The organism is Nostoc commune NIES-4072 (genome assembly GCF_003113895.1).
Classification (GTDB): domain Bacteria; phylum Cyanobacteriota; class Cyanobacteriia; order Cyanobacteriales; family Nostocaceae; genus Nostoc; species Nostoc commune.
This window is the reverse complement of record NZ_BDUD01000001.1, coordinates 6,808,113-6,828,491: the sequence shown is the minus strand read 5'-3', so window position 1 is coordinate 6,828,491 and position 20,379 is coordinate 6,808,113. Positions and strand designations below refer to the sequence as shown.

The following is a 20,379-nucleotide window of genomic DNA, read 5'->3' as shown; positions in this document are numbered from 1 at the left end:
CCGGTTTGATTGCTGAAAAGGTTTTAAATTACAATTCAACCTAATAGCCTTTTTTATCTATTTGAACCACAATCTCTTGTAGGGTAGCACAGCTGGTTGTGCTACCTTACCATTTACAGCGTCGCTACAAGCTCCTTTAAGCGATCGCGTCCATCGCGGAAGACAGGCCAACCATCCCCCACCAACACTGCTTCTACCCGACTCAGTTCTGCTAACCTGCGAACAGAAGCAACAGCCTCCTCTCGATTCAGCAGCTTATCATCTGGTAAAATTGTTAAACTACCTGCTTTGCGTGCCCTGACTAAATCTCCTGTAATCAAAGTTGTCTCCTCCAGTAATAAAGCCAATTCACCGGGAGTTTTGGAGCCTTGGAGTTCAATTACCTCCAGTCCTGGCACAAATTCTTCACCGTCAGACAGCCAGCGATCGCAAGGTATAGGGAAAGTATCTTTTTCTGCCACAGGGCCAGCTATTTTAGCATAAGTTTGATCGGCAATATCTTTACTTGCCCTGACATGCTCAGAATTCGTCAGCACAATCCAAACCACACCACCGAGGGATTTGAGATGATTCCAATCATGGTTTGATAGGGCTACTGGGTCAATCAAGATGTTGCCATCTGGCCGAATCCAGGCAATCCCATTGAAATCAATATTTCTTGCCGGATTGAAATTAGACCAGCTATAGAGATCGGGACGGTGCAAAGATTTCATGATGATTCTGGATCAGTACTTCAATAATTGACTATTAATATCAATAATTAAGTATATAGATTATAAGGTTGCATTCCCTCTAAATCTGGAATTTGAGTATACTACGATAAATTAATGCCTATTACGTTCTTGCAGATATTTCCAAATTCGGCTACAAAACTGATGTTCAAATCGGAGTATTAGCTATTAAGACACCAATACCAATACTGCTCGCGTAAAGGATTTTTAACTCGGAATTGGGTTTCGGGAAAAGGTTACTGGGTTTAGGTTAAAGGTTTTTTCTTTCCCCTTTCCCGCAACCCCATTCCCCAAAACCCGAGAAGTATTGATTAAGACACTGGAATCTCAATGACAAATTCTGTTCCTTCACCAAGCACAGAATTGCAACTCAACCGCCCATCATGGGTTTCCTCAACAATTTGACGAGCGATCGCTAATCCTAATCCCGTACCTTTGCCAACCTCTTTAGTTGTAAACAGGTGGTCAAAAATCCGCGTTCTAACCTCCTCTAGCATCCCCTGACCGTTATCTCTGATGCGAATTGCTACCGTGCGTTGGTCACTGGATACTTCGGTGCGAATCAGTATTTGCTGATGATTGGCTTGTACTTGGGCAAAAGAACACCCTTCAGTGGATGTATCTAAGGCATCAATTGCATTAGCAATAATGTTCATAAATACTTGATTTAACTGCCCTAAAAAACACTTGACAGGGGGTAATTCTCCGTATTCCGTGATGACTTTGATCGCTGGACGTTTTTCGTTAGCTTTGAGGCGATACTTCAAAATCAATAGCGTACTCTCAATCCCTTCATGGATATTACAAGCAACTTTTTCGGTAGTATCGGCTCTAGAGAAGGTGCGGAGACTGATGCTAATGTCCTTAATTCGTTCTGAAGCCACCTTCATCGAGCTTACTAATTTTGGTAAATCCTCAGCCAAGAATTCTAGGTCAATTTCTTGGCCATGCTCAATGACTGCGATCGCAGGAGTCGGATGATGTTCTTGGTAGCATTGGATATGGGCGAGTAAGTCTTGAATATACTCTTCGGCATTGTTGACACTGCCTTTGAGAAACCCAATGGGATTATTAATTTCATGTGCCACTCCTGCAACCAAGTTACCCAAGGTTGCCATTTTTTCATTTTGCACCATTTGTAATTGGGCTTGTTGGAAATTTTGCACCGCTTCTTCTAAATCCTGAGATTTATGGCGTAAATGAGCTTCAGACTCTTGTAGTGCAGCTTCAGCAAGTTTGCCTTCGCTAATATCTATAACTACGCCATCCCATACAATCGATCCATCGGCTTGTCGCTCTGGCTGGGATGCACCTTGAATCCATTTCATGGTTCCAGAAGGTGTGATAATTCGCCATTTGTGTCGAAATGGTGTGATGTTTTCAGCAGAATAGATTATCGCCTGCTGAATGCTGGCAAAATCATCTGGATGTTCCAGAGAACGGAGATTTTGTGTTCCTGCCATTATTTCCTCTGCTTTGACTTCATAAAGTTTGTAGCAGCCAGAACTAATGTAGGGCATTGAAACTGAACCGTCAGGATTTAAACGTAGTTGGTAAATTGCCCCAGGAATATTATCAGCGACTTTCTGGAAGCGGGCTTCACTGGCACGGAGTTGAGCAAGCGATCGCTCTAGTTGATGGGCATAATTTTGAGATTCTTGATAAAGACGGGCATTATCTAAAGAGATGGCGGCTTGGGTGCATAGCAGTTGGATAACTTCAGTGCGATCGCTTGTAAATGCACCAATTGTCAACGGATTTTCTAGATATAGCAGCCCGATGAGTTTACCCTGATTTAACATCGGTGTACACAACACACTCTTAGGTTGTTGTTGCATGAAATATGAGTCGGCGATAAAATCAGTTTGTGCTGTTGCATCATCCAGCACAACAGTTTTTAAGGTGCGTTTGACAGAGTTTACCAGTGTAATGGGAATGTTTTGGCTGGTTGACAATGGCACAGATACTAAAGTGACTCCTTCATTGATGGTGGCTACAGCTTCAACCACTAAGTTGTCCTGTTGGAGTATAAGCAGGGCAGCTTTTTGTGCCCCAGCATTTTCCATCACCACTTGCAATAGGGTAGTAAGTAATTTCTCTAATTTAATTTCACTGGAGAGAGCTTGTGAGGCTTTAAAGATGGCGTCAAAATCGAGGGCTTCAGAAATACTGCTGCTAGAAAGGTTTGTGTGAATGGTTTGATGTGGGAATGATGATGCATCGACCGTTGAACTGAGTTGAAAGCGATTAAGTTGCCCTTGTAAGATGGGAGCCAGGAGCTGGGGATAGCGTTTTTCTAAGTCCTCGGTTTTAGCTTGAGCGCCCCAACGGGCATAGCAGTAATAAGCTTCTTGCATATAAGCTTGGGCGATTTTTTCTTTGCCCCAATCGAGGTAGAACTTGGCAGCTAGTTCATTGCCCAAAGCTTCTTCTTGGATGTATTCGTTTTCTTTAGCAAGAGAAATGGCGCGATCGTACAATTCCATTGCTGCCATCTTTTCGCCCAGAACCCGATAGCGTTCTGCTTCCACCAAATCAAATTTGTGCTGGAAATTCATCGGTGCGAATTTGGCTCGAAACTGCAATTTTTCCTGGTTTTCGCTAACCTTCAAAAGTAATTGTTCTTGTTGAGGTGGTTCAGCCGTTGGATAAACAGCAAGCCGGGACAAAGAATCGTAGTAGTAGAAGACAGGTACAGATAGCATTCCTGTGCCATCGTTGAGGTATTGCTCTCCCTGATTTGCATTCTCAACTGCCGCCGGAAAATTTTCAAACAAATAACTGAGTGTTAACTTATTTAAGAAAAATATATGGAGTGTTAATTCGTCGTTTTCTTTGATAAGCGTAGATAAAAGTTGTTCTTCTTGACAATATTCCCCAATGAGGCACTCTGGATTGTTGCTATATTCGGTTAGATTTTTAATACTTTGACAGATTATATTTGACCAATTTAATAAACGCTGATTTTTGGCGAAATTAGATTGGTAGGCTTTGATATCTGTTAGCAAGATTTCCAAAACTTCTGTGCCACTTAAATAGACATAGAATAACTTGAAAATCATGGATGAAAGTACATGGAAAAAATCACCTGTCTCTAATCCAATATTATGAGATTCCTGCAATAAACTAATTGAGGTGCGAACATGTTGTTTATTGCATTGATTCAATGCAGCTACCTTAAATATAGTCATGCTCTGAACAGATTTTGCTTGAAATTTATCTACAAGCATTAAACCTAGCTTGCCAAATTCATAACCTGACTCCAGTTGGTTACAACTATTAAGTACAATTCCAAAATCTGCGTACCCTGGTGCAGAGAGTGGTGCATTGCCGTATTTAAGAGATAAATTCACCTCTTCGCAGGCAATAATTGGCAACAGATTGGAGGAACTCTGATGGATGGCGGGAGCGATGCTAGCGATAATCCGCAAAGCAACCAAAGCTTTGGCATCATCCATCAATGGCAAATCAACTAAGCTCTCAATACTTCTGCCTGCCAAGGTGGAGAGCGTGTTTACGACATATTGCTGAATGTCTAAAGGCGTTACTGATTCGGGTAATGTCACCCCAAGTTGATTGAGAAGTTCACGCCCGGCTGCGATCGCTTGGAATGGTTGACCCTGCACCTGATAAGCTTGGAGTTGAACTTCATAAACTTTCACTCTATCCAATAAGGTAGTTGTTTGTTGGATAACAATCTGGATTAGAAATTCCATTAGCTCAAATTGATTGCTGAGAAAGGCAGCTTCGGCGGCTTCTTCGTATAAACTTAGAGTCAGTTCGTAGGCGATTTCCCAACTATTAATTGTCAGCAATTCCATTCCGGAATTTAAGTAATGTATTGCTGCACCATAAGCGGTAGCTTCTTTCGCTTTTCGACCAGCATTTAGATTTAATTGAGCTAATTTTTGACGTTCAATTGGCTGGGTAATTAGCAATATTCCCCGATTTAACTGACTAACAATCTCAAAAATTCGCTCCTCTTGCTGAGACTCAGAGGTATTTTGCAAGAGTAATTGACCAATTTTTAGATGGGTAAATTGTTTCTGCTCACCTGGAATTAGAGAGTAAGCCGCTTGCTGCACCCGGTCATGTAAAAATTTATAGGTGGGGACTTGGAAATTTGAATTGAAGGGGTTTGAGTCAGAATCATGCCCGCTATCTTGAAAGAATTTATAAACTTCACTAGTAGGTAAAATTAACCCTTCTTGCAAAGCTTTCCATAAAGATGCTGCCGTTTCGGTTTCCGATTGTTCAGAAACAATTGCTAAGGTTAGCAAATCAAACTGGTTGCCAATGCACGCGGCTAATTTCAACACATTTTGCGTTGCTGCTGGCAATTTCTGCAACTGTAGCGCTACGAATTCTACCACATCATCGGTGAGGGCGAGTGTTTTCACACCAGCAATATCACATTGCCAGTATCCTTGCTGAAAATTAAAAGTAATTAGTCCTTCTTCATACAATGCTTTGAGAAATTGCGTTATAAAAAATGGATTTCCCTGAGTTTTTTGATAGATGAGTCGCGTTAGAGGTTGGGCAGCTTCAACTGAACAACTCAAGGTATCAACCAGCAATTGATTTAAACTGGCTTTACTTAACGGGGCTAAAGTAATGCTGTGAATGGTGGCATTAGCTTTGCGAATATCCGTTAAAGTCAGCGTCAAAGGATGCGCGGTAGAGACTTCATTATCTCGATAAGCTCCAATTAAAAGTAAAGATCCACTTCCTGATTGGTTCATCAGCAACTGCATCAACTTGAGTGATGCAGAATCGACCCACTGCAAATCATCGAGGAAAATTACTAATGGATGTTCTTTTGTGGTGAATACCTGAATGAACTTTTGAAAAAGTAAATTGAAGCGATTCTGGGCTGCACTTGGTGAAAGTTCTGTTGCAGGTGGTTGTTGACCAATAATTTGTTCGAGTTCGGGAATTACCTCAAGAATAACTTGACCCTGATCACCCAGCACTTGTAAAATTTTATTTTTCCAAGTTGACAATTGGACATCACTTTCATTCACCAATTGCCCCATTAAGTCTCGAAACGCCTGGACAAAAGCGGAAAAGGGAATATTACGATTAAATTGGTCATATTTGCCTTTGATGAAGTAGCCTCTTTGTCGGACAATGGGTTTGTGAATCTCGTTGACCAAAGCAGTTTTACCAATACCAGAAAAACCAGCCACCAGCATTAGTTCTGTCTGATTGTTGGTAACGCGGTCAAAGGCTTTTAGCAGAGTTTCAACTTCATGCTCACGACCATAGAGTTTTTCTGGGATAATAAAGCGATCGCACACATCCCGTTGAGCAATTGGGAAACTTGCAATTTTCCCCGTTTTATTGAGTTGAGCCAAACAATTTTCTAAATCATATTTCAGCCCAAATGCACTTTGATAGCGGTCTTCGGCATTTTTTGCCATCAATTTGCTGACAATAGATGAGAGTACAGGCGGAATTTGCGGATTAATCTCATGTACTAAAGGCGGAAGTTTGGCAATATGACAATGTACCAATTCCATTGCATCGTGCGATTTAAATGGTAATTCCCCTGTTAGTAATTCGTAAAAAGTTACACCCAGAGAATAAAAATCAGTACGGTAATCAATTCCCCGGTTCATCCGTCCAGTTTGCTCTGGAGACAAATAGCCGAGTGTCCCTTCTAACACATTAGGACTCATAAGAACTTGAGTTTCCCGTGGCAGTAGAGATGCAATACTAAAGTCAATTAATTTAACTTCTTTAGTTTCTGGATTAATTAAAATATTGGCGGGTTTAATATCTTTGTGAATGATCCGATGACGAATTAGAATATCTAATGTATTGCACAGAGCGATCGCAATTCGTAAAAACTCCATCAGAGATTCTACGCTTCTCCCCACTCCCCATTCTTTAAGAGAAATTCCCCCAAAATCTTCCATTACTAACGCATAGCCATTCTGATAGGGTTCCAGGCTGTAGGTTTGGATGATTCCAGGTAGATTCAGATTTTTGGCGATAGTGAACTGATTGCGAAACTGTACCAATTCATTGAAACTGGGATAAGCACTTTTCATCAGCTTAATCACCACAGGCTTTCGGTCAGCTTCTCGATCAGCGCGATAAACTAAGGTTCGAGAACCATTGTAGAGTTCTTTGCTAACGTCATATCCGGGAATGCTGACCATACGACTTAATTTTTGAGACCTCAGTACTTAGGGTTCCCAAAAACATGGCAATATTTACAGCTAAGGTGGGCAGAAAATGAATGAATAGCTATAAAGATATTTTAGGAAAGAGACTAGAAAATCGTCTATGTGGTGAGGATGCTATTAATCACAAATATGTTCTTGACGATCATTGATAGTAAGCAACTCGTGCAGGGCGATGTTCTCCAAGTTCCTCTAAAATTGCTTCAAATTCTGCCCAACTGATCTCGCGCAATGTCAAGCACTGCCCTGGTTGAAGGTCGATCTGGCGCAGTTGCAGTGTAACAACCATTTCATTCTCCGTACGGTTCACTCTTTAGCTAAAACAAATAGCCGGACTTGTTAAGAGAAGCCACTACTGTACTCGGAGTCCAAAGTACAGTGTGTCTTTACGAAAGGGAGAAAATGTCAAGCAAAGGTAGAAAAATCTAGATTGGGTGGGATATCCTGAATTCTCCCTGGCCCGATCGCTCGCAACGCTTCTTTGAGTAAAATATCCCCAGTATACAAGGCACGTCCGACAATCACACCAGTCACGCCTTGAGGTTCTAATGCTAACAAACTCAACAAATCGCTAACAGAACTTACTCCACCAGAAGCAATTATTGGGATGGAAATTACTGCTGCAAGTTCTCGCAAAGCTTCTAAATTGGGGCCGATAAGTGTACCGTCACGGTGAATATCTGTGTAAATGATGGCGGCTGCACCCAATTCTTGCATTTGTACAGCCAGTTGGGTTGCTAAAACTTCTGAGGTTTCTAACCAACCGCGAGTTGCTACTCGGCCGTTACGGGCATCAATGCCAATAATAATCTGCCCAGGAAATTCTTCACACAGTTGTTGCACTAACTGGGGTTGTTCTACGGCAATGGTTCCGAGAATTGCCCACTGTATGCCTAGATTGAATACTTGTTGCACGCTGGTGCGATCGCGCAATCCTCCGCCAATTTCAATGGGCACTGACACCGCATGAGCGATCGCTTCAATTGCTCCCAGGTTTACTACTTTACCTGCTTTAGCACCATCTAAATCAACTATATGTAATCTGGTAGCACCTTGATCTACCCACTGTTTGGCAACATCAGCAGGATTATCGCTAAAAACTTGCGAACGATCGTAGTCTCCCTGATACAGTCGCACACAGCGACCTTCTAGTAAATCAATTGCTGGAATTACATCCATTTACTTTTTCCTCATTGCAATTAAAACTCTAGCTATAGCTGGGTTTATGATCTTTAATTTTTCATTTTTAATTGCCTTACAGCTTGCCCAAAACCCAGCACAAGCAAGATATTAGAAAGGGTCAAAAATACTTCTGCACCACCGTGCAACCAATCTACATCTGCCAAAGACTTGCCATAATGCAATACAGCATAAATTCCGGCTGGGATGGTGATGGCAACAAAGACGAGAGTACCGTAAAATCCATACAGCGCTAAACGCGGCATTTGCGGACTGCGGCTGATAAACCACAAGAAACCCAAATAGGGAAACAGTGAAAGTGCAAACAGGGTTTCTTTAGAAATCATTGCTCTGATTTAATAGGTTTTAGTTCGACAGTGTTAGGAGACTTGGTAGAACGCCAAATCAAATACGCTGCTGCCCAAAGCGTAAAATTACCAACTAAGGTCATGGTAGCTTGAAGTGTTACCAACCATTCTAGAGATTCGGCGTTGTCGAAATAATGCCAGGTACAGGCACACATGGCGCTGACTAAAGCTGGTAACATGGCAAGGGATAATCCCCACCAATTGCGATTACCAGTGAGTTCGCCGTAAGTCCAAATTAACCAAATGGCGACAATCCACTCAATAACGCTAGAAATATGAATAATCCAGGTGGGAATCGATAGGGCGTGCATAAGAAAGTTAGGAGTTAGGAGTTAGGAGAGACGCGATTAATCATGTTTGTACAAGAGAGACGCGATTAATCGCGTCTGTACAAGAGAGACGCGATTAATCATGTTTGTACAAGAGTTAGGAGTAGTGGTGTCAAGGTGATATGTAGCTTGAATTTTATATTTGTTTAAACAAAATCTTTGCTTGTTCTTTTAGAATTTTAAAGATTTCGAGTTCAAAGGCTCAACGTCCGAGTTCAGAGGCTCAACTTCCGAGTTCAAAGGCTCAACGTCCGAGTTCAAAGGCTCAACTTCCGAGTTCAGAGGCTCAACTTCCGAGTTCAGAGGCTCAACGTCCGAGTTCAGAGGCTCAACTTCCGAGTTCAGAGGCTCAACGTCCGAGTTCAGAGGCTCAACGTCCGAGTTCAGAGGTTCAACTTCCGAGTTCAGAGGTTCAACTTCCGAGTTCAGAGGGGGTTCTAACTATCTTCTGCACTATTCAAAGTAGAACTTAGGATTGAGTTTATCATTTGTATCGTGGACAGAGATTCATTTAACAATAACTATTAATCCAAAATCCAAAATCTAAAATCCAAAATGGTCAAGATACGGGCGTTATTATCTGGATATTACGGTAAAGGTAATGGTGGTGACGAAGCTTTGTTGGCAACGCTTTTGCAAATGTTACCATCTCATGTGACGCCTGTGGTACTTTCGGGTAATCCAAAGGAAACGCGCGATCGCTACAATGTAGAAACCTGCGATCGCATGGCTCCTTTAGCTGTACTGCAAGCTTTACGCTCAAGTGATGCCTTGATTTGGGGCGGCGGGAGTCTCATCCAAGATGTTACCAGTACTATTAGCCCATTTTATTATGGCGGACTGATGGCATTGGCGCAAAAAATGGGTTTGAAAACTGTTGCTTGGGCACAGGGTATTGGCCCATTAGTGCGTCCGCAAACTCGTTGGTTGGCATGGCAAACCTTTGGTAATTGTACCAAAATTAGTGTCCGCGATCGCGCCAGTGCTGCTTTATTATCTGATTGGCAAATTCCTTGTATTATAGCTCCTGACCCGGTTTGGGCGTTGGAATCAAAACCAGTTCCCGGACTTTGGGATTTACCTGCGCCGAGAGTTGCACTAACGTTGCGATCGCATCCTCAGCTTACAGAAACACGTTTAGCAAACTTAACTCGTGCTTTGGTTGACTTTCAAAAAGCTACACAAACTTTTATTTTACTACTGCCATTTCAAAAAAGTGAAGATTTAAGTATTGCCGAAGCCATTCAACCACACCTTAAAGATGTTAGCAAGATTTTATGTCTGGAAGATCCGCAACTTTTGAAAGGTGTGTTTCGCGGCGTGGAAATGGCAATTGGGATGCGCCTACACAGCTTGATTATGGCTGCATCTGTTGGTTGTCGCTGCTTTGCTCTCAGTTATGATCCTAAAGTAAATCGTCTCATGGAAGACTTGCAAATGCCTGGATGGGATTTAGCTAGTTTACCAGATGACCCTAATTTGATTAGTCTGACTTGGATGGAGCATTACGCTAATGGCGATCCGTTATCACCAGACCAAATACAATCTTTAGTAGATAGAGCATTAATGCACCGCGAGTTGTTGAGCGACGCTTTATGTAATAAGTAAGATTAAACAATGGTAGAGAACTTACAAGCTGTACAAAATAATCAGGTTATGTATATACGTAAATACGTCTTTCCCGGCTTTTATTAATCATTCTTTTGGGGAAAAGAGAGTCATTGTCAAAATTATATGAAGTAGTTATAAAGATACCTTAGTATTTATTATCTAGATTCACTTTAGCGATATTATTTACTAAATGCAAAAATAATTATAATGATAAGTTTTGGTTTTTGGAACCTAATTATAGTAATTTTAGTTGCTATAATTCTCAGAAATAATTGGCGATTAGATGGAGAAAAGGCAGCCTGGAAAAATTCTTTATTCTTAAAATCTTCAGTAATGCAACGGTTGATACAATTTTTTCGTCAACCAATTGTTAACTTCCTCATCCAAGCAGGTGTTGTATTAGTCGTTACAAGATTCCTCTGTTATACAGGTTGGCTACTTTATTTCCTAAATCAGCCAAATCCACCTTTATGGGATTTTCAGTGGTATTATGTGGCGAGTAAATTGGCTCATCAGCATCTGAGTCCTTTTAATGTCGAGATTTTTAATCAGACTTTCTGTAGCATAACTACGGTGTGTGGCTCTCTTCCACCGTTTGTCTATCCACCTAATATTATTCCTCTCATCTGGTTTCTCGGTTATTTTTCGATGAATACTGCATTTAAAATATCGATTTTAATGCATATATTAGCAATTGCTTTAGCCTTGTGGGGAGCGAATATTTTACTAGAGTCTAAGTCACGAAGTTTCAGAACTATTTGCACAATTTCGGTTGCCTTGATTTATGGCGTAGTTCGGGATCTTCAAGTTGGTAATGTTGCAATTTTTATTGCAGTTCTTATTTTATGGATGTTTATATTCGCTAGAAAAAATCAGGATATTCTAGCAGGAATTTGCTTAGGAATTGCCCTTTTTAAACCCACATTAGCTGCATTATTCATTCTGTATTTTCTACTTAAGAGACGATTCTCTCTAGTTTTTGTAGCTGTGATCACAGTAACTTGTCTAGCATTTTTAGGTCTAGCCTTGACAGATAATTCTTTAACACAATTTGTCTCGGATGCATTTCGTGGATTTTCCCTCTGGCAAACCGATCCCGCAGTTAGCCCTTATATATCGATTAGTCGTCTAGATTTGATGGTTGTGGGGCCGAGATTACTTCCCAATAACCCATTTTTTGCCAAGCTTTTGTCAAACTTAATTGTTTTGATACTTCTGGGTTTGGCGGGTTGGTATTGGTATCTACAGCAATCTTTCACCGAATGGTCAAAAAAAATATATTTAGCAGAAATGGCAATAGTTTCTTGCTTGAGTATTGGCATCACCTATTCGCAAGAAACTAGTTCTGTAATGTTAATACCTGCTGTTGTTTTTTTACTAAATGATTTGCTGTATCAAATCAGGAGTTGTAAATTTTCTAGGAGAAGAATGTCTGTTTGGTTAGCAGGGGTTTGCTGTCTTGCAGTGCAAACAGCAGTTATTCATGGCTGGCTCATCCACTCTCTAGCAAACCGATGGAACGTGAAAGCAGGGGAATTGCCATACATTATGAAAATAACTATCTTCGCTCTACCGAGTTATGCAGTTTTAGGAATCACTTTGAGTATTTTAGTCTTAGCAATTAGTTCCCTTCGTCAAAAACAGGTGATGAAATATGATTAGAGAAAATGCAATCTTTGGTGGATAGTGCCAAGCTACGCGCAGGAAGAAAACCTAAATCTAGATAGTTTGTGGGAAGTAATCGAAATCACGCCATAATAAAATCACACAAGCGCGTAAATTTTCTTGATATGACACAGGTATCGCACCCACGACGCACCCGCATTATACAAGCATCAACCTTAGCATCTGAAGAAGTACCCCACTATCAGGAAGAACGTGATGCTTTTGCTATAAAGTGTCGTGCTGTTTTTGAGCGCTTACGTCCAACTCTGATTGAAACGCATTACAACTGGCATATTGCCATCGATCCTAAAACAGAACAGTACCTCATTGACCCAACATTCTTAGGAATAACGCAAAAAATCCATGATGCTTATGGCAATACTAACGAAGTAAAACTCACCATATTCCGACTCAACGATACAGGAACCTGCGGCAGGTTATGATTGCAGGTTCGTTTGGGGATAATGGCGAGCTACTATTTGAAATTGAGCTTGTTGCTGCTAATGATGAGAAATTTTCTGTTGAAGCTTTATTCGATACCGGGTTTACAAATGGGTGGTTAGCCATCAATACCCAAGACTTGGAAGTATTGGAGTGGTCATTAATGAGCGCACAAATCGAGATGCAGACAGCGCGAGGGGAAGCACAATTTGATATCTATGAAGGCAAACTCATCATTGACGGAACTGAATTTGTAATTCCCGTTCATGTTGGAAATGATATTCCTGATACCATCATAGGTTCCTTGTGGCTGGACATCATGCAGTTGGTAGTTAACAAACCGAAATGTTTATTAACCCTTGAGATATTGGTGAGCAGTTAAGTTCCCTAAACCAATTCAGTCAAGACTTAGCAAGAATATTTTCCATTCTCCAAGTTCCAATCTTAGATGAGAATCTAATTTGAAAATAGGGGTTGCTGATTCGTTTCACCACTAACGATACCTGACCATTGAACTTTTTTCTCTTTCTCCCGGCGGTAAGAAAAGAAATGCTCTGGAGTTTGGAAAGTGCAATAAGGTGCGATCGCAATTTGTTCTGCACTAATCCCCATATTTTCCAGTTGTAAGGTATTCACTCGCCGCACATCTAACCTTACCTTTCCAGGATTAGGATCTTCTAGTAAGGGTGAATTTGGTAATTCATACAATGCTTGAACAATTTTTTCTTCGTTGTTATATGGTATAATACTAGCCCCAATTTCAGCAGCCACTTCGATAGAGACTTGGTAAACCTCACCAGCGATCGCTGGCCCCATCGCAATACGTAAATCATCGAGTCTACTGCCTTGAGATTGTAATCGAGCGATCGCTAAGGGGACAATCTTCTTAGCAGTCCCTCGCCAGCCCGCGTGTAATGCTGCTACCCGTCCAGTTTGCACATCCCCAATCAACACGGGTGTACAATCTGCACTAGCTACCCAAATGGCTTGGAGAGGCTGTTCGCTAAGTAAACCATCCGCCGATGCTAAATCCTCCTCAGCAGAGCAAAAGATGCTTTCAACTTCTTGAGGGGTGAGAACAGTATTGCCATGAACCTGCTTTAAGCGATAGACTGATGCCTCTGGTTGCAATACTTCTGTGATAACTTGTGGCGATCGCGGCCAAAACTGCTGGGTAAAGAAGCCGTGATGCCAACGTTCCAGAATACTACAAGTTAGATAGGGCAGTCCTTCCCAATTGTGCCAGTGCCAAGTGTGCATCTTCAACCAAACCTAAACAGAACTCACTCATCAGCCAATCAATGCTAACTTGAACAACGGAATTTGGGTTAATTGCTGTGGGATTTAATTTGCAAAACTTGGAAGCAGCCTTGAAAGCAGGGCGTAAGTATACATATTTACCATTTTCCCTCCACTTTTTTGAAAGTGTCTCTTCAACAAATCAAACCCTCTGGAACTTACTCAACCAAGGGGCAATTTCAGGAACAGTAGTAATCGCCACTGTACAATCTGCTGGACGGGGACAATGGGGCCGTGAGTGGATTTCTCCGGTTGGCGGATTATATGTTTCCGTAGCGATTTGTTTAGACCACAAAATAGAGGCTACTGACAGCTACCAGCTAACTTTTGCTACTGCTTGGGGAATTGCGTCTCAATTGCGCCAATGCGGTGTAGATGTTGGGATAAAGTGGCCCAACGATTTAGTTTTAAATGGTCGCAAACTAGGCGGCATTTTGACAGAAACCAAAGTAAACAAAGGACAAATCACTCAAGCAGTAATTGGTGTTGGTATTAACTGGACAAACCCAGTACCAGAAACTGGAATCAATCTGGAATCGTGGCAAGCTTCTCAAGATTTCAGAGCAATTTGTTGTCTGGAAATGCTCACCTCTAAAGTCTTGCTAGGAATAGAATCCGGTATGGAGTGCCTTTACCAAGAAGGAGTAAAGGTACTCTTGTCTCACTATTTAGATTTGCTTATAAATATGGGCGATCGCGTCTACGTCAACAATCTTTCAGGTAAAGTAGTTGGGGTGACTTCTCAAGGAAATTTACGAGTTGATTTAGAAACACATGACACAAAGGGACTAATTACACCGGAAATTTATATTGAACCCGGTACAATCAGTTTGGGGTACCATAAATCTTCCGTTTAAATTTGAGGTTTGTTCAAAATTCCGCTCTTTGGGCAAGACAAACCACTAGCATCATCTCTTTAGGCTAATTACTACACAACTGAGAGAACAAATGACGCAGCGCAATAATTCTGCCCCTCATCGTTTACATTACTTATGGCAGCAAGGTCTAACAAAAAAACGTTTTGCTTCAACACTACCAGCTCAGAGCCTCTGTTGGCTGAGTAGCGTCAGCCTCCTTAGCGGCGGCTTTGTGTTTGCCCAAACGGAAACACAAATAGACAACATAGTTCCCACAGTTGAAAATTCCAAGCCTTCAGCAGTTATAAATCCAATTAAAAAGCAGACTGTTGCGCCCGAAGCCGCTCAAGCACAACCGGAATTTTCCCAACGGCGAGCCAGACTCAGAAAGAGATTAGCCAAGCCAGAGGTTGCTCAATCAAAAGAGCCAGTTAGGCAGTCTACACCCAAAATCGAAGCTGCTCAACCTGTTGTGATTACCAGACAGTCAAAACCCAAGGTAGAAGCATCCCAGGTTACTCCTGCACGGGTGAGACAGGAAAAACCCAATACCCCTTTCCGCTCTTTACCTGAAAAACTTCCAGAAGTTGCTCAACCATCAAATAACTCGAACAGCGCTGTCAGTGCAACTGCGGAAAAAACCAAGGATTATAATAACGCCTATATTGATCCTAATAATTATGACAGTGGTGCCACGGCTACTTATCAAGCACCAAATTCTGTAATTCTCACAGAACGCTCCAGTGGTTGTCGAGCCATTTTGCCATCAGGGCAAAGTGTATTAGGCGGCGTTTGCGCCAAAGTACCGCAAAGGAGTGTAGCTGATTCTAATAGTAAACCAGCACCTACTTGGCTTAGAAGAAGTCAAAATGCACAATTACCAGTAGTTCCACCCGTACGGCAGATTGCATCTTCTTCTAGCAATACCAGCAGATGGCGTAGTACTCCAACTCAAAGTGGTTCTAGCGGCGTCACCAAGAGCGGATTTAGCCCTAATCGGTTTATCCCAAGTCCTAGCGAGTTCAGCCCCACGAGAGTGAGTGCAACTCCCATCGCACCCAGTGGCGGTACTTTACCTCCACCAATGGCAGATGGCAACATTGCACCTCGTCCCAGCAACGTAGCTTATGACTTCTCACTGGCATCAGTATTGCCGCAAATCCCCTACATAGGGAGAGTTGCCTATAGTGGTACGGGGATGATGTATCCATTGTCTATACCTGCTGCCATCACTTCTGTATTTGGTTGGCGAATTCATCCAATCACAGGTAATCAACGCTTCCATGCTGGTACAGATTTAGGTGCGCCTACGGGAACACCAGTTTTGGCTGCTGCTGCTGGTCAAGTGGAAACTGCTAACTGGGTGGGTGGTTATGGTTTAACCGTTATCCTAAATCACAAATCTGCTGAACAAACTCTCTACGGTCACATGTCAGAAATCCTTGTTCAACCCGGTCAGTGGGTACAACCTGGAACTGTCATCGGGCTAGTTGGCAGCACCGGGAACTCCACAGGCCCTCACCTGCACTTTGAAGTTCGTCACCTGACACCGAACGGGTGGATTGCTACTGACCCAGGCGTGGAATTACAAAGCGCCCTCAGCCAGTTAGTACGAGGCTTGCAAACTGCTCAGGTAAGCCAGGAACCAGGAAGTTAGAAGAAGCTGAGGGGCAGGGGAAGCAGGGGGAGCAGGGGGAGATGAGGGAGATGAGGGAGACAAGAACAATCCCCCATGCCCCATGCCCCATGCCCCATGCCCCATGCCCCATGCCCCATGCCCCATGCCCAATGCCCCATGCCCCATGCCCCATGCCCAATGCCCCATGCCCAATTACAAATACCCGTGTTCTGCTAAGAATGCGGGTGTGATGCCATCCATACTAGTTTCATCAGTGGTGGTGTGTGGGTTGCTAGGGTAAAGGAATTTTTCGACGTATTTGCCGAGAATATCTCCTTCTAGATTCACCAAACTTCCAGAAACCAAATAGCGAAGATTTGTATCGGTGTATGTGAGGGGAATTACTGCCACCTTGAATTGAGAGAGTTCTGGCTCATAAGCCGCTACAGTAAGACTGATGCCATTGACAGCTATGCTACCTTTGGGGACAATATACCGTGCGATCGCCTCGGAAGCAATAAAGGTCATTTCCCAAGAACTAGCCGTTTGTTCTGCCACTAGCAATTGACCGATGCCGTCTACATGACCCATCACAAAATGACCGCCAACTTTACTGCCCACCCTTAGCGATGCTTCTAAATTGACATATCGCTGTTGCGTTTGCTCACCTCCTAAAGTAGTGCGACGGAGCGTTTCCGGTGAAGCCGTGGCAATAAACCCGTCTTTTAAAACTTTTTCTACTGTCAGGCAAACACCATCTACTGCAACACTGTCACCATAAGCCAAATCTTGCATAATTACTTCACACGAATGGCTTACGCAAGTAATTTGCCAAGAATCACCCCCTAAGGGTTCCATCGTTCCTAATGCCTGGATTAATCCTGTAAACACGGCTTTTTTGTCAAACTAACTCTATTTATTGCCTATTTTTGCTTGAAATCAATTGGTAATTCTCACAGAAATCTCCAACATCCAAGTATATTTTCTGACTTTTTTCGTATAGGAATATTAACACATTAGCATCCTTCACAAGGCATACTTGGGTAAGAAGGTTATTGTCGAAGAAGACCAATTTGACTTACTCTGGTTTTCACCACAAGTTCGGAGTTTAATAGAAGCAATTATAGAGAACGAATGCTTATGTTTATTACTGTCGCAAAACCGCCAAAAAAGGGGTACTATTTGTTACACAGCATCCAAGGCTCTCGAAGCATTGTAGAGGCTTAGGCAATGATTGAAATGAAAGTCGCTGGCATAGCATTAGATGCCATAACTCGTAGCCCGATTGTCCTTTTGAAAGATTCTTCAGATCGGCGGGCTTTGCCAATTTACATCGGTCAGGAACAGGCTAGGGCAATTATGGGTGCGCTGGAGAATCAAAAGCCTCCCAGACCCTTAACCCACGACCTGATTGTGAATCTTCTAGAGACTTGGAATATGACTCTAGAAAAGGTGATCATTCATTCCTTGCAAAAGGATACATTTTATGCAGCTCTAATCGTCCAGCAAGGCGAGGTTAAAAAAGAAATTGATGCGCGTCCTAGCGATGCGATCGCCATTGCCCTCCGTACAAATACCCCCATTTGGGTAATGGAAGAAGTGATTGCTGATGCTTCTATTCCTGTCGATCGTGATGCAGATGAAGCCGAACAGCAAGCCTTCCGTGAATTTGTTTCCAATCTCCGTCCTGAAGATTTGATTAAGCGCTTTGGTAATGATGACAGTTAAAAAAGTTATGAGTTATGAGTTATGAGTTAGGAGTTAGGAGTGATTTTGCTTCAACTCCTAACTCCTAAGCAAAAAAAGTTAAAAGTTAAGAGTTATGAATTACTTCCTTTAACTTCTAACTTTTAACTCCTAACTTCTAACTCCCTAAGTCCTAACTCTTTGTTAAAGATGCAATACCGACGGTTTGGGAAAACGAATCTGCGCCTCTCGGTTTTTTCTCTGGGAACAATGCGCTACCTGGCTGATTTTGAAAATGCTCACCAGACTATCGAACAAGCCTTAGCGTTAGGAATTAATCATCTAGAAACCGCCAGAGGTTACGGCAAAAGTGAGGAGTATCTTGGTAGGGCGTTAAAAGCTGGGTTGTCAGTACCCCGAACGAGGCTTTATATCACTACCAAAATCTCTGCCACAGCAGATGCTGACACCATGCGTCGGTGCATCGACGAATCCCTAGAACGATTACAGCTAGATTATTTAGATTGCTTAGGCGTTCATGGCTTGAACACCTGGCAACATTTAGAGTGGGTGCAAGCCAAAAATGGCTGTATGCAAGCCGTAGAAGAAGCTGTTGCTGATGGTCGAGTGCGACACGTTGGTTTTTCTAGCCACGGGTCATTAGAGCTAATTCAGGCAGCAATAAATACAGATTTTTTTGAATTTGTCAATCTGCATTATTACTATTTTTTCCAACGGCACGCACCAGCGATTCAACTAGCTGCTGAAAAGGACATGGGCATTTTCATTATTTCCCCTGCTGATAAGGGGGGACGCCTCTATACACCACCCCAAACTCTAAAAGACCTGTGTTATCCGTATTCACCCTTAGAATTAAACTATCGATTTTTACTTGCTGATAGCCGTATTACTACTTTGAGTATCGGCCCAGCAAACCCAGATGAATTAAGGGAACCTTTGCGAATCGCTGACGATGATGAAGAGTTAACATCAGCAGAAATTTCTGCTTTTGAACGGTTAGAAAATCACCAAAAAGTTGCTTTAGAAACTGATAAGTGTAGCCAATGTTATGCTTGTTTGCCCTGTCCAGCAAATATCAATATTCCAGAGGTATTGCGGTTACGAAATCTTGCAGTGGCATACGATATGACTGACTATGGGCAATATCGTTACGGAATGTTTGAAAATGCCGGTCATTGGTTCCCTGGAATCAAAGGTAACCGTTGTACAGAATGCGGTGACTGTTTGCCTCGGTGTCCAAAAAAGTTAGATATTCCAGCTTTATTGGAAGATGCTCATCAAAGATTAAATGGGAAAGTAGGTAGGAGATTGTGGAGTTGACACTCTCCGGTCTAAAGACTTACTGTGTACACACAAGTCGGAAAACCTCATGCACATTGGCTTGAATCTGGTAGGGTGCATTATGGACATTAATCCTAATGCACCGAAAATCAGAGACTTTGTACAGTCGGTATGCAACAAGATTATTAGACCGTACCTCAGCGATCGCTGCCAACTGACGCTCCTATCTTCATTTTATCCAACCTCTTTGGGACGAACTTCAAATTCAGAACGCGCACGGAAGAAACAAACATCAAACTCAAAGAAGAAATTAGCTTGCCCTAAGATTAAAGGCACATTGGATGCTTGTGTCCAAGCAAATGCAAGATTAATGGTGGGGAATGAACTGACTTGAGCATCAACAACGACTGCACGAGCTTCAAATCGAGCCAAGTTTCCTGTCAATAGAACTGAGAGAGTTTCATCTTCCCAAATTAAGCCCAGTTGTAAACCCAACTCATAGGGCAAAACATTAACGCTTGCACCTGTATCCAATAAACCTTCAGTGTTCAGAGATTGATCATTAAGACTGAGCCTCAAAGGTATGTATGGCATTTGATCAACCATGCCAAGGCTACTATCAATGATTTTGTAGGGAAATTTTTGAGTGTCAACCATTCTTCTCTTGCTGCTTTGTCGCCAGAAGATTCATCAAGACATTGGCAGCCTCAGAACAATTGTACGGCGACCAGACTGGATACTCCCGGTTCGCAACAAAGAAGTTTGCATCTTCTTCCTTGACCAGTTCTGTAGCAAGGAACTGCATTAGCCGAAGCTTGTCAATTTTTGGAAGTTCTTGGATTTGTGACATTAGTTCAGCTAATGGCATTTGAGAATCTCCTCGTTTGAAGGCTGGTGAAAGGAAGCGATCGCCCTCTCATTTTAGCCTTGCGATCGCATCCACGGTTGCAGCTGAAAGTGCAATCTGGCTTCTGGTTAGTACTGCCAGAGACAAGTGATACTGGGTTTCCTGTTGCCAACCGAGCCTACGGCGATAGGCGATCGCCCTACTTTGACCTGTGCAATTGCACCCTCTGGAGCTATATGTATAACGACGTATAAC

At 42.4% G+C, this 20,379-nt stretch carries 20 protein-coding genes; 10 read left to right on the top strand and 10 right to left on the bottom strand.

Features of this window, described 5'->3' with window-relative positions:
• Nucleotides 1-113: 113 nt before the first annotated feature.
• From CDC33_RS30585 to CDC33_RS30565, 6 genes are all read right to left on the bottom strand, one after another.
• Entirely contained in the window at nucleotides 114-713 is a 600-nt protein-coding gene (locus CDC33_RS30585; RefSeq protein WP_109012123.1) for an MBL fold metallo-hydrolase, read from the bottom strand.
• Nucleotides 714-1,042: 329 nt separating this feature from the next.
• On the bottom strand, nucleotides 1,043-6,898 hold the full coding sequence (locus CDC33_RS30580) for an ATP-binding sensor histidine kinase (protein ID WP_109012122.1): 5,856 nt from the start codon (nucleotides 6,896-6,898) through the stop codon (nucleotides 1,043-1,045).
• Between the two features lie 169 nt (nucleotides 6,899-7,067).
• The gene (locus CDC33_RS37975; protein WP_219930077.1) at nucleotides 7,068-7,211 is read right to left on the bottom strand and encodes a hypothetical protein; all 144 of its coding nucleotides are present in this window, start codon (nucleotides 7,209-7,211) and stop codon (nucleotides 7,068-7,070) included.
• A 116-nt stretch (nucleotides 7,212-7,327) separates the two neighbouring features.
• Nucleotides 7,328-8,101 (bottom strand): 1-(5-phosphoribosyl)-5-[(5-phosphoribosylamino)methylideneamino]imidazole-4-carboxamide isomerase, encoded by a 774-nt coding sequence (gene hisA, locus CDC33_RS30575; RefSeq protein WP_109012121.1) that lies wholly within the window; start codon nucleotides 8,099-8,101, stop codon nucleotides 7,328-7,330.
• A 53-nt stretch (nucleotides 8,102-8,154) separates the two neighbouring features.
• A complete protein-coding gene (locus tag CDC33_RS30570) occupies nucleotides 8,155-8,448 on the bottom strand; it encodes a DUF3593 domain-containing protein (protein ID WP_109012120.1) in 294 nt (97 codons plus the stop codon).
• Nucleotides 8,445-8,780 carry a DUF2499 domain-containing protein gene (locus tag CDC33_RS30565; protein ID WP_109012119.1) on the bottom strand — a complete coding sequence of 112 codons (336 nt, stop codon included), beginning with the start codon at nucleotides 8,778-8,780 and terminating at the stop codon, nucleotides 8,445-8,447. Before CDC33_RS30565 ends, CDC33_RS30570 begins: the two co-directional genes overlap by 4 nt.
• 573 nt (nucleotides 8,781-9,353) lie before the next feature.
• Between CDC33_RS30565 and csaB the strand changes: the two genes are divergently transcribed.
• The 4 genes from csaB (at nucleotide 9,354) to CDC33_RS30545 (ending at nucleotide 12,897) form a co-directional block, all read left to right on the top strand.
• Nucleotides 9,354-10,406 (top strand): polysaccharide pyruvyl transferase CsaB, encoded by a 1,053-nt coding sequence (gene csaB / locus CDC33_RS30560; RefSeq protein WP_181374181.1) that lies wholly within the window; start codon nucleotides 9,354-9,356, stop codon nucleotides 10,404-10,406.
• Nucleotides 10,407-10,616: 210 nt separating this feature from the next.
• Nucleotides 10,617-12,071: a glycosyltransferase family 87 protein gene (locus CDC33_RS30555; protein ID WP_109012118.1), complete on the top strand. Its 1,455-nt coding sequence runs from the start codon at nucleotides 10,617-10,619 to the stop codon at nucleotides 12,069-12,071.
• A 128-nt stretch (nucleotides 12,072-12,199) separates the two neighbouring features.
• Complete coding sequence (locus tag CDC33_RS30550) at nucleotides 12,200-12,517, top strand: hypothetical protein (protein ID WP_109012117.1); 318 nt, start codon at nucleotides 12,200-12,202, stop codon at nucleotides 12,515-12,517.
• Nucleotides 12,514-12,897 (top strand): aspartyl protease, encoded by a 384-nt coding sequence (locus CDC33_RS30545; RefSeq protein ID WP_109012116.1) that lies wholly within the window; start codon nucleotides 12,514-12,516, stop codon nucleotides 12,895-12,897. Before CDC33_RS30550 ends, CDC33_RS30545 begins: the two co-directional genes overlap by 4 nt.
• Before the next feature lie 74 nt (nucleotides 12,898-12,971).
• Here CDC33_RS30545 and pgeF read toward each other — a convergent pair whose 3' ends face one another.
• Nucleotides 12,972-13,775, bottom strand: a complete 804-nt coding sequence (gene pgeF, locus CDC33_RS30540; protein WP_109012115.1) for a peptidoglycan editing factor PgeF — start codon at nucleotides 13,773-13,775, stop codon at nucleotides 12,972-12,974.
• A gap of 77 nt (nucleotides 13,776-13,852) precedes the next feature.
• Here pgeF and CDC33_RS30535 point away from each other — a divergent pair, with 77 nt between their 5' ends.
• The 3 genes from CDC33_RS30535 (at nucleotide 13,853) to CDC33_RS39265 (ending at nucleotide 16,540) form a co-directional block, all read left to right on the top strand.
• A complete protein-coding gene (locus CDC33_RS30535; protein ID WP_109012114.1) occupies nucleotides 13,853-14,671 on the top strand; it encodes a biotin--[acetyl-CoA-carboxylase] ligase in 819 nt (272 codons plus the stop codon).
• Between the two features lie 91 nt (nucleotides 14,672-14,762).
• Complete coding sequence (locus CDC33_RS30530; RefSeq protein ID WP_109012113.1) at nucleotides 14,763-16,328, top strand: M23 family metallopeptidase; 1,566 nt, start codon at nucleotides 14,763-14,765, stop codon at nucleotides 16,326-16,328.
• 50 nt (nucleotides 16,329-16,378) lie between these two features.
• Nucleotides 16,379-16,540 (top strand): hypothetical protein, encoded by a 162-nt coding sequence (locus tag CDC33_RS39265; RefSeq protein WP_181374180.1) that lies wholly within the window; start codon nucleotides 16,379-16,381, stop codon nucleotides 16,538-16,540.
• On the opposite strand, the gene CDC33_RS30520 is transcribed toward CDC33_RS39265, so the two are convergent.
• Nucleotides 16,503-17,180: a riboflavin synthase gene (locus CDC33_RS30520; RefSeq protein ID WP_109012111.1), complete on the bottom strand. Its 678-nt coding sequence runs from the start codon at nucleotides 17,178-17,180 to the stop codon at nucleotides 16,503-16,505. The two genes, CDC33_RS39265 and CDC33_RS30520, sit on opposite strands and share 38 nt — an antisense overlap.
• Before the next feature lie 339 nt (nucleotides 17,181-17,519).
• Between CDC33_RS30520 and CDC33_RS30515 the strand changes: the two genes are divergently transcribed.
• On the top strand, nucleotides 17,520-18,017 hold the full coding sequence (locus tag CDC33_RS30515) for a bifunctional nuclease family protein (protein WP_109012110.1): 498 nt from the start codon (nucleotides 17,520-17,522) through the stop codon (nucleotides 18,015-18,017).
• Between the two features lie 168 nt (nucleotides 18,018-18,185).
• On the top strand, nucleotides 18,186-19,316 hold the full coding sequence (locus CDC33_RS30510) for an aldo/keto reductase (RefSeq protein WP_109012109.1): 1,131 nt from the start codon (nucleotides 18,186-18,188) through the stop codon (nucleotides 19,314-19,316).
• Nucleotides 19,317-19,511: 195 nt separating this feature from the next.
• On the opposite strand, the gene CDC33_RS30505 is transcribed toward CDC33_RS30510, so the two are convergent.
• Nucleotides 19,512-19,934: an aspartyl protease family protein gene (locus CDC33_RS30505; protein ID WP_109012108.1), complete on the bottom strand. Its 423-nt coding sequence runs from the start codon at nucleotides 19,932-19,934 to the stop codon at nucleotides 19,512-19,514.
• Nucleotides 19,927-20,145 (bottom strand): hypothetical protein, encoded by a 219-nt coding sequence (locus CDC33_RS30500; protein WP_094342777.1) that lies wholly within the window; start codon nucleotides 20,143-20,145, stop codon nucleotides 19,927-19,929. The genes CDC33_RS30505 and CDC33_RS30500 overlap by 8 nt, the downstream gene beginning before the upstream one ends.
• Before the next feature lie 26 nt (nucleotides 20,146-20,171).
• Between CDC33_RS30500 and CDC33_RS37970 the strand changes: the two genes are divergently transcribed.
• Nucleotides 20,172-20,378, top strand: coding sequence for a hypothetical protein (locus CDC33_RS37970; RefSeq protein WP_146195867.1), 207 nt, complete (start codon nucleotides 20,172-20,174; stop codon nucleotides 20,376-20,378).
• The last annotated feature ends 1 nt before the right edge of the window (nucleotide 20,379 follow it).

Bases quoted from the DNA above. Each gene is read 5' to 3' on its own strand.
- CDC33_RS30585 (WP_109012123.1), bottom strand. From the start codon at position 713: ATGAAATCTTTGCACCGTCCCGATCTCTATAGCTGGTCTAATTTCAAT.
- CDC33_RS30580 (WP_109012122.1), bottom strand. From the start codon at position 6,898: ATGGTCAGCATTCCCGGATATGACGTTAGCAAAGAACTCTACAATGGT.
- CDC33_RS37975 (WP_219930077.1), bottom strand. From the start codon at position 7,211: ATGGTTGTTACACTGCAACTGCGCCAGATCGACCTTCAACCAGGGCAG.
- hisA (WP_109012121.1), bottom strand. From the start codon at position 8,101: ATGGATGTAATTCCAGCAATTGATTTACTAGAAGGTCGCTGTGTGCGA.
- CDC33_RS30570 (WP_109012120.1), bottom strand. From the start codon at position 8,448: ATGATTTCTAAAGAAACCCTGTTTGCACTTTCACTGTTTCCCTATTTG.
- CDC33_RS30565 (WP_109012119.1), bottom strand. From the start codon at position 8,780: ATGCACGCCCTATCGATTCCCACCTGGATTATTCATATTTCTAGCGTT.
- csaB (WP_181374181.1), top strand. From the start codon at position 9,354: ATGGTCAAGATACGGGCGTTATTATCTGGATATTACGGTAAAGGTAAT.
- CDC33_RS30555 (WP_109012118.1), top strand. From the start codon at position 10,617: ATGATAAGTTTTGGTTTTTGGAACCTAATTATAGTAATTTTAGTTGCT.
- CDC33_RS30550 (WP_109012117.1), top strand. From the start codon at position 12,200: ATGACACAGGTATCGCACCCACGACGCACCCGCATTATACAAGCATCA.
- CDC33_RS30545 (WP_109012116.1), top strand. From the start codon at position 12,514: ATGATTGCAGGTTCGTTTGGGGATAATGGCGAGCTACTATTTGAAATT.
- pgeF (WP_109012115.1), bottom strand. From the start codon at position 13,775: ATGCACACTTGGCACTGGCACAATTGGGAAGGACTGCCCTATCTAACT.
- CDC33_RS30530 (WP_109012113.1), top strand. From the start codon at position 14,763: ATGACGCAGCGCAATAATTCTGCCCCTCATCGTTTACATTACTTATGG.
- CDC33_RS39265 (WP_181374180.1), top strand. From the start codon at position 16,379: ATGAGGGAGACAAGAACAATCCCCCATGCCCCATGCCCCATGCCCCAT.
- CDC33_RS30515 (WP_109012110.1), top strand. From the start codon at position 17,520: ATGATTGAAATGAAAGTCGCTGGCATAGCATTAGATGCCATAACTCGT.
- CDC33_RS30510 (WP_109012109.1), top strand. From the start codon at position 18,186: ATGCAATACCGACGGTTTGGGAAAACGAATCTGCGCCTCTCGGTTTTT.
- CDC33_RS30505 (WP_109012108.1), bottom strand. From the start codon at position 19,934: ATGGTTGACACTCAAAAATTTCCCTACAAAATCATTGATAGTAGCCTT.
- CDC33_RS30500 (WP_094342777.1), bottom strand. From the start codon at position 20,145: ATGCCATTAGCTGAACTAATGTCACAAATCCAAGAACTTCCAAAAATT.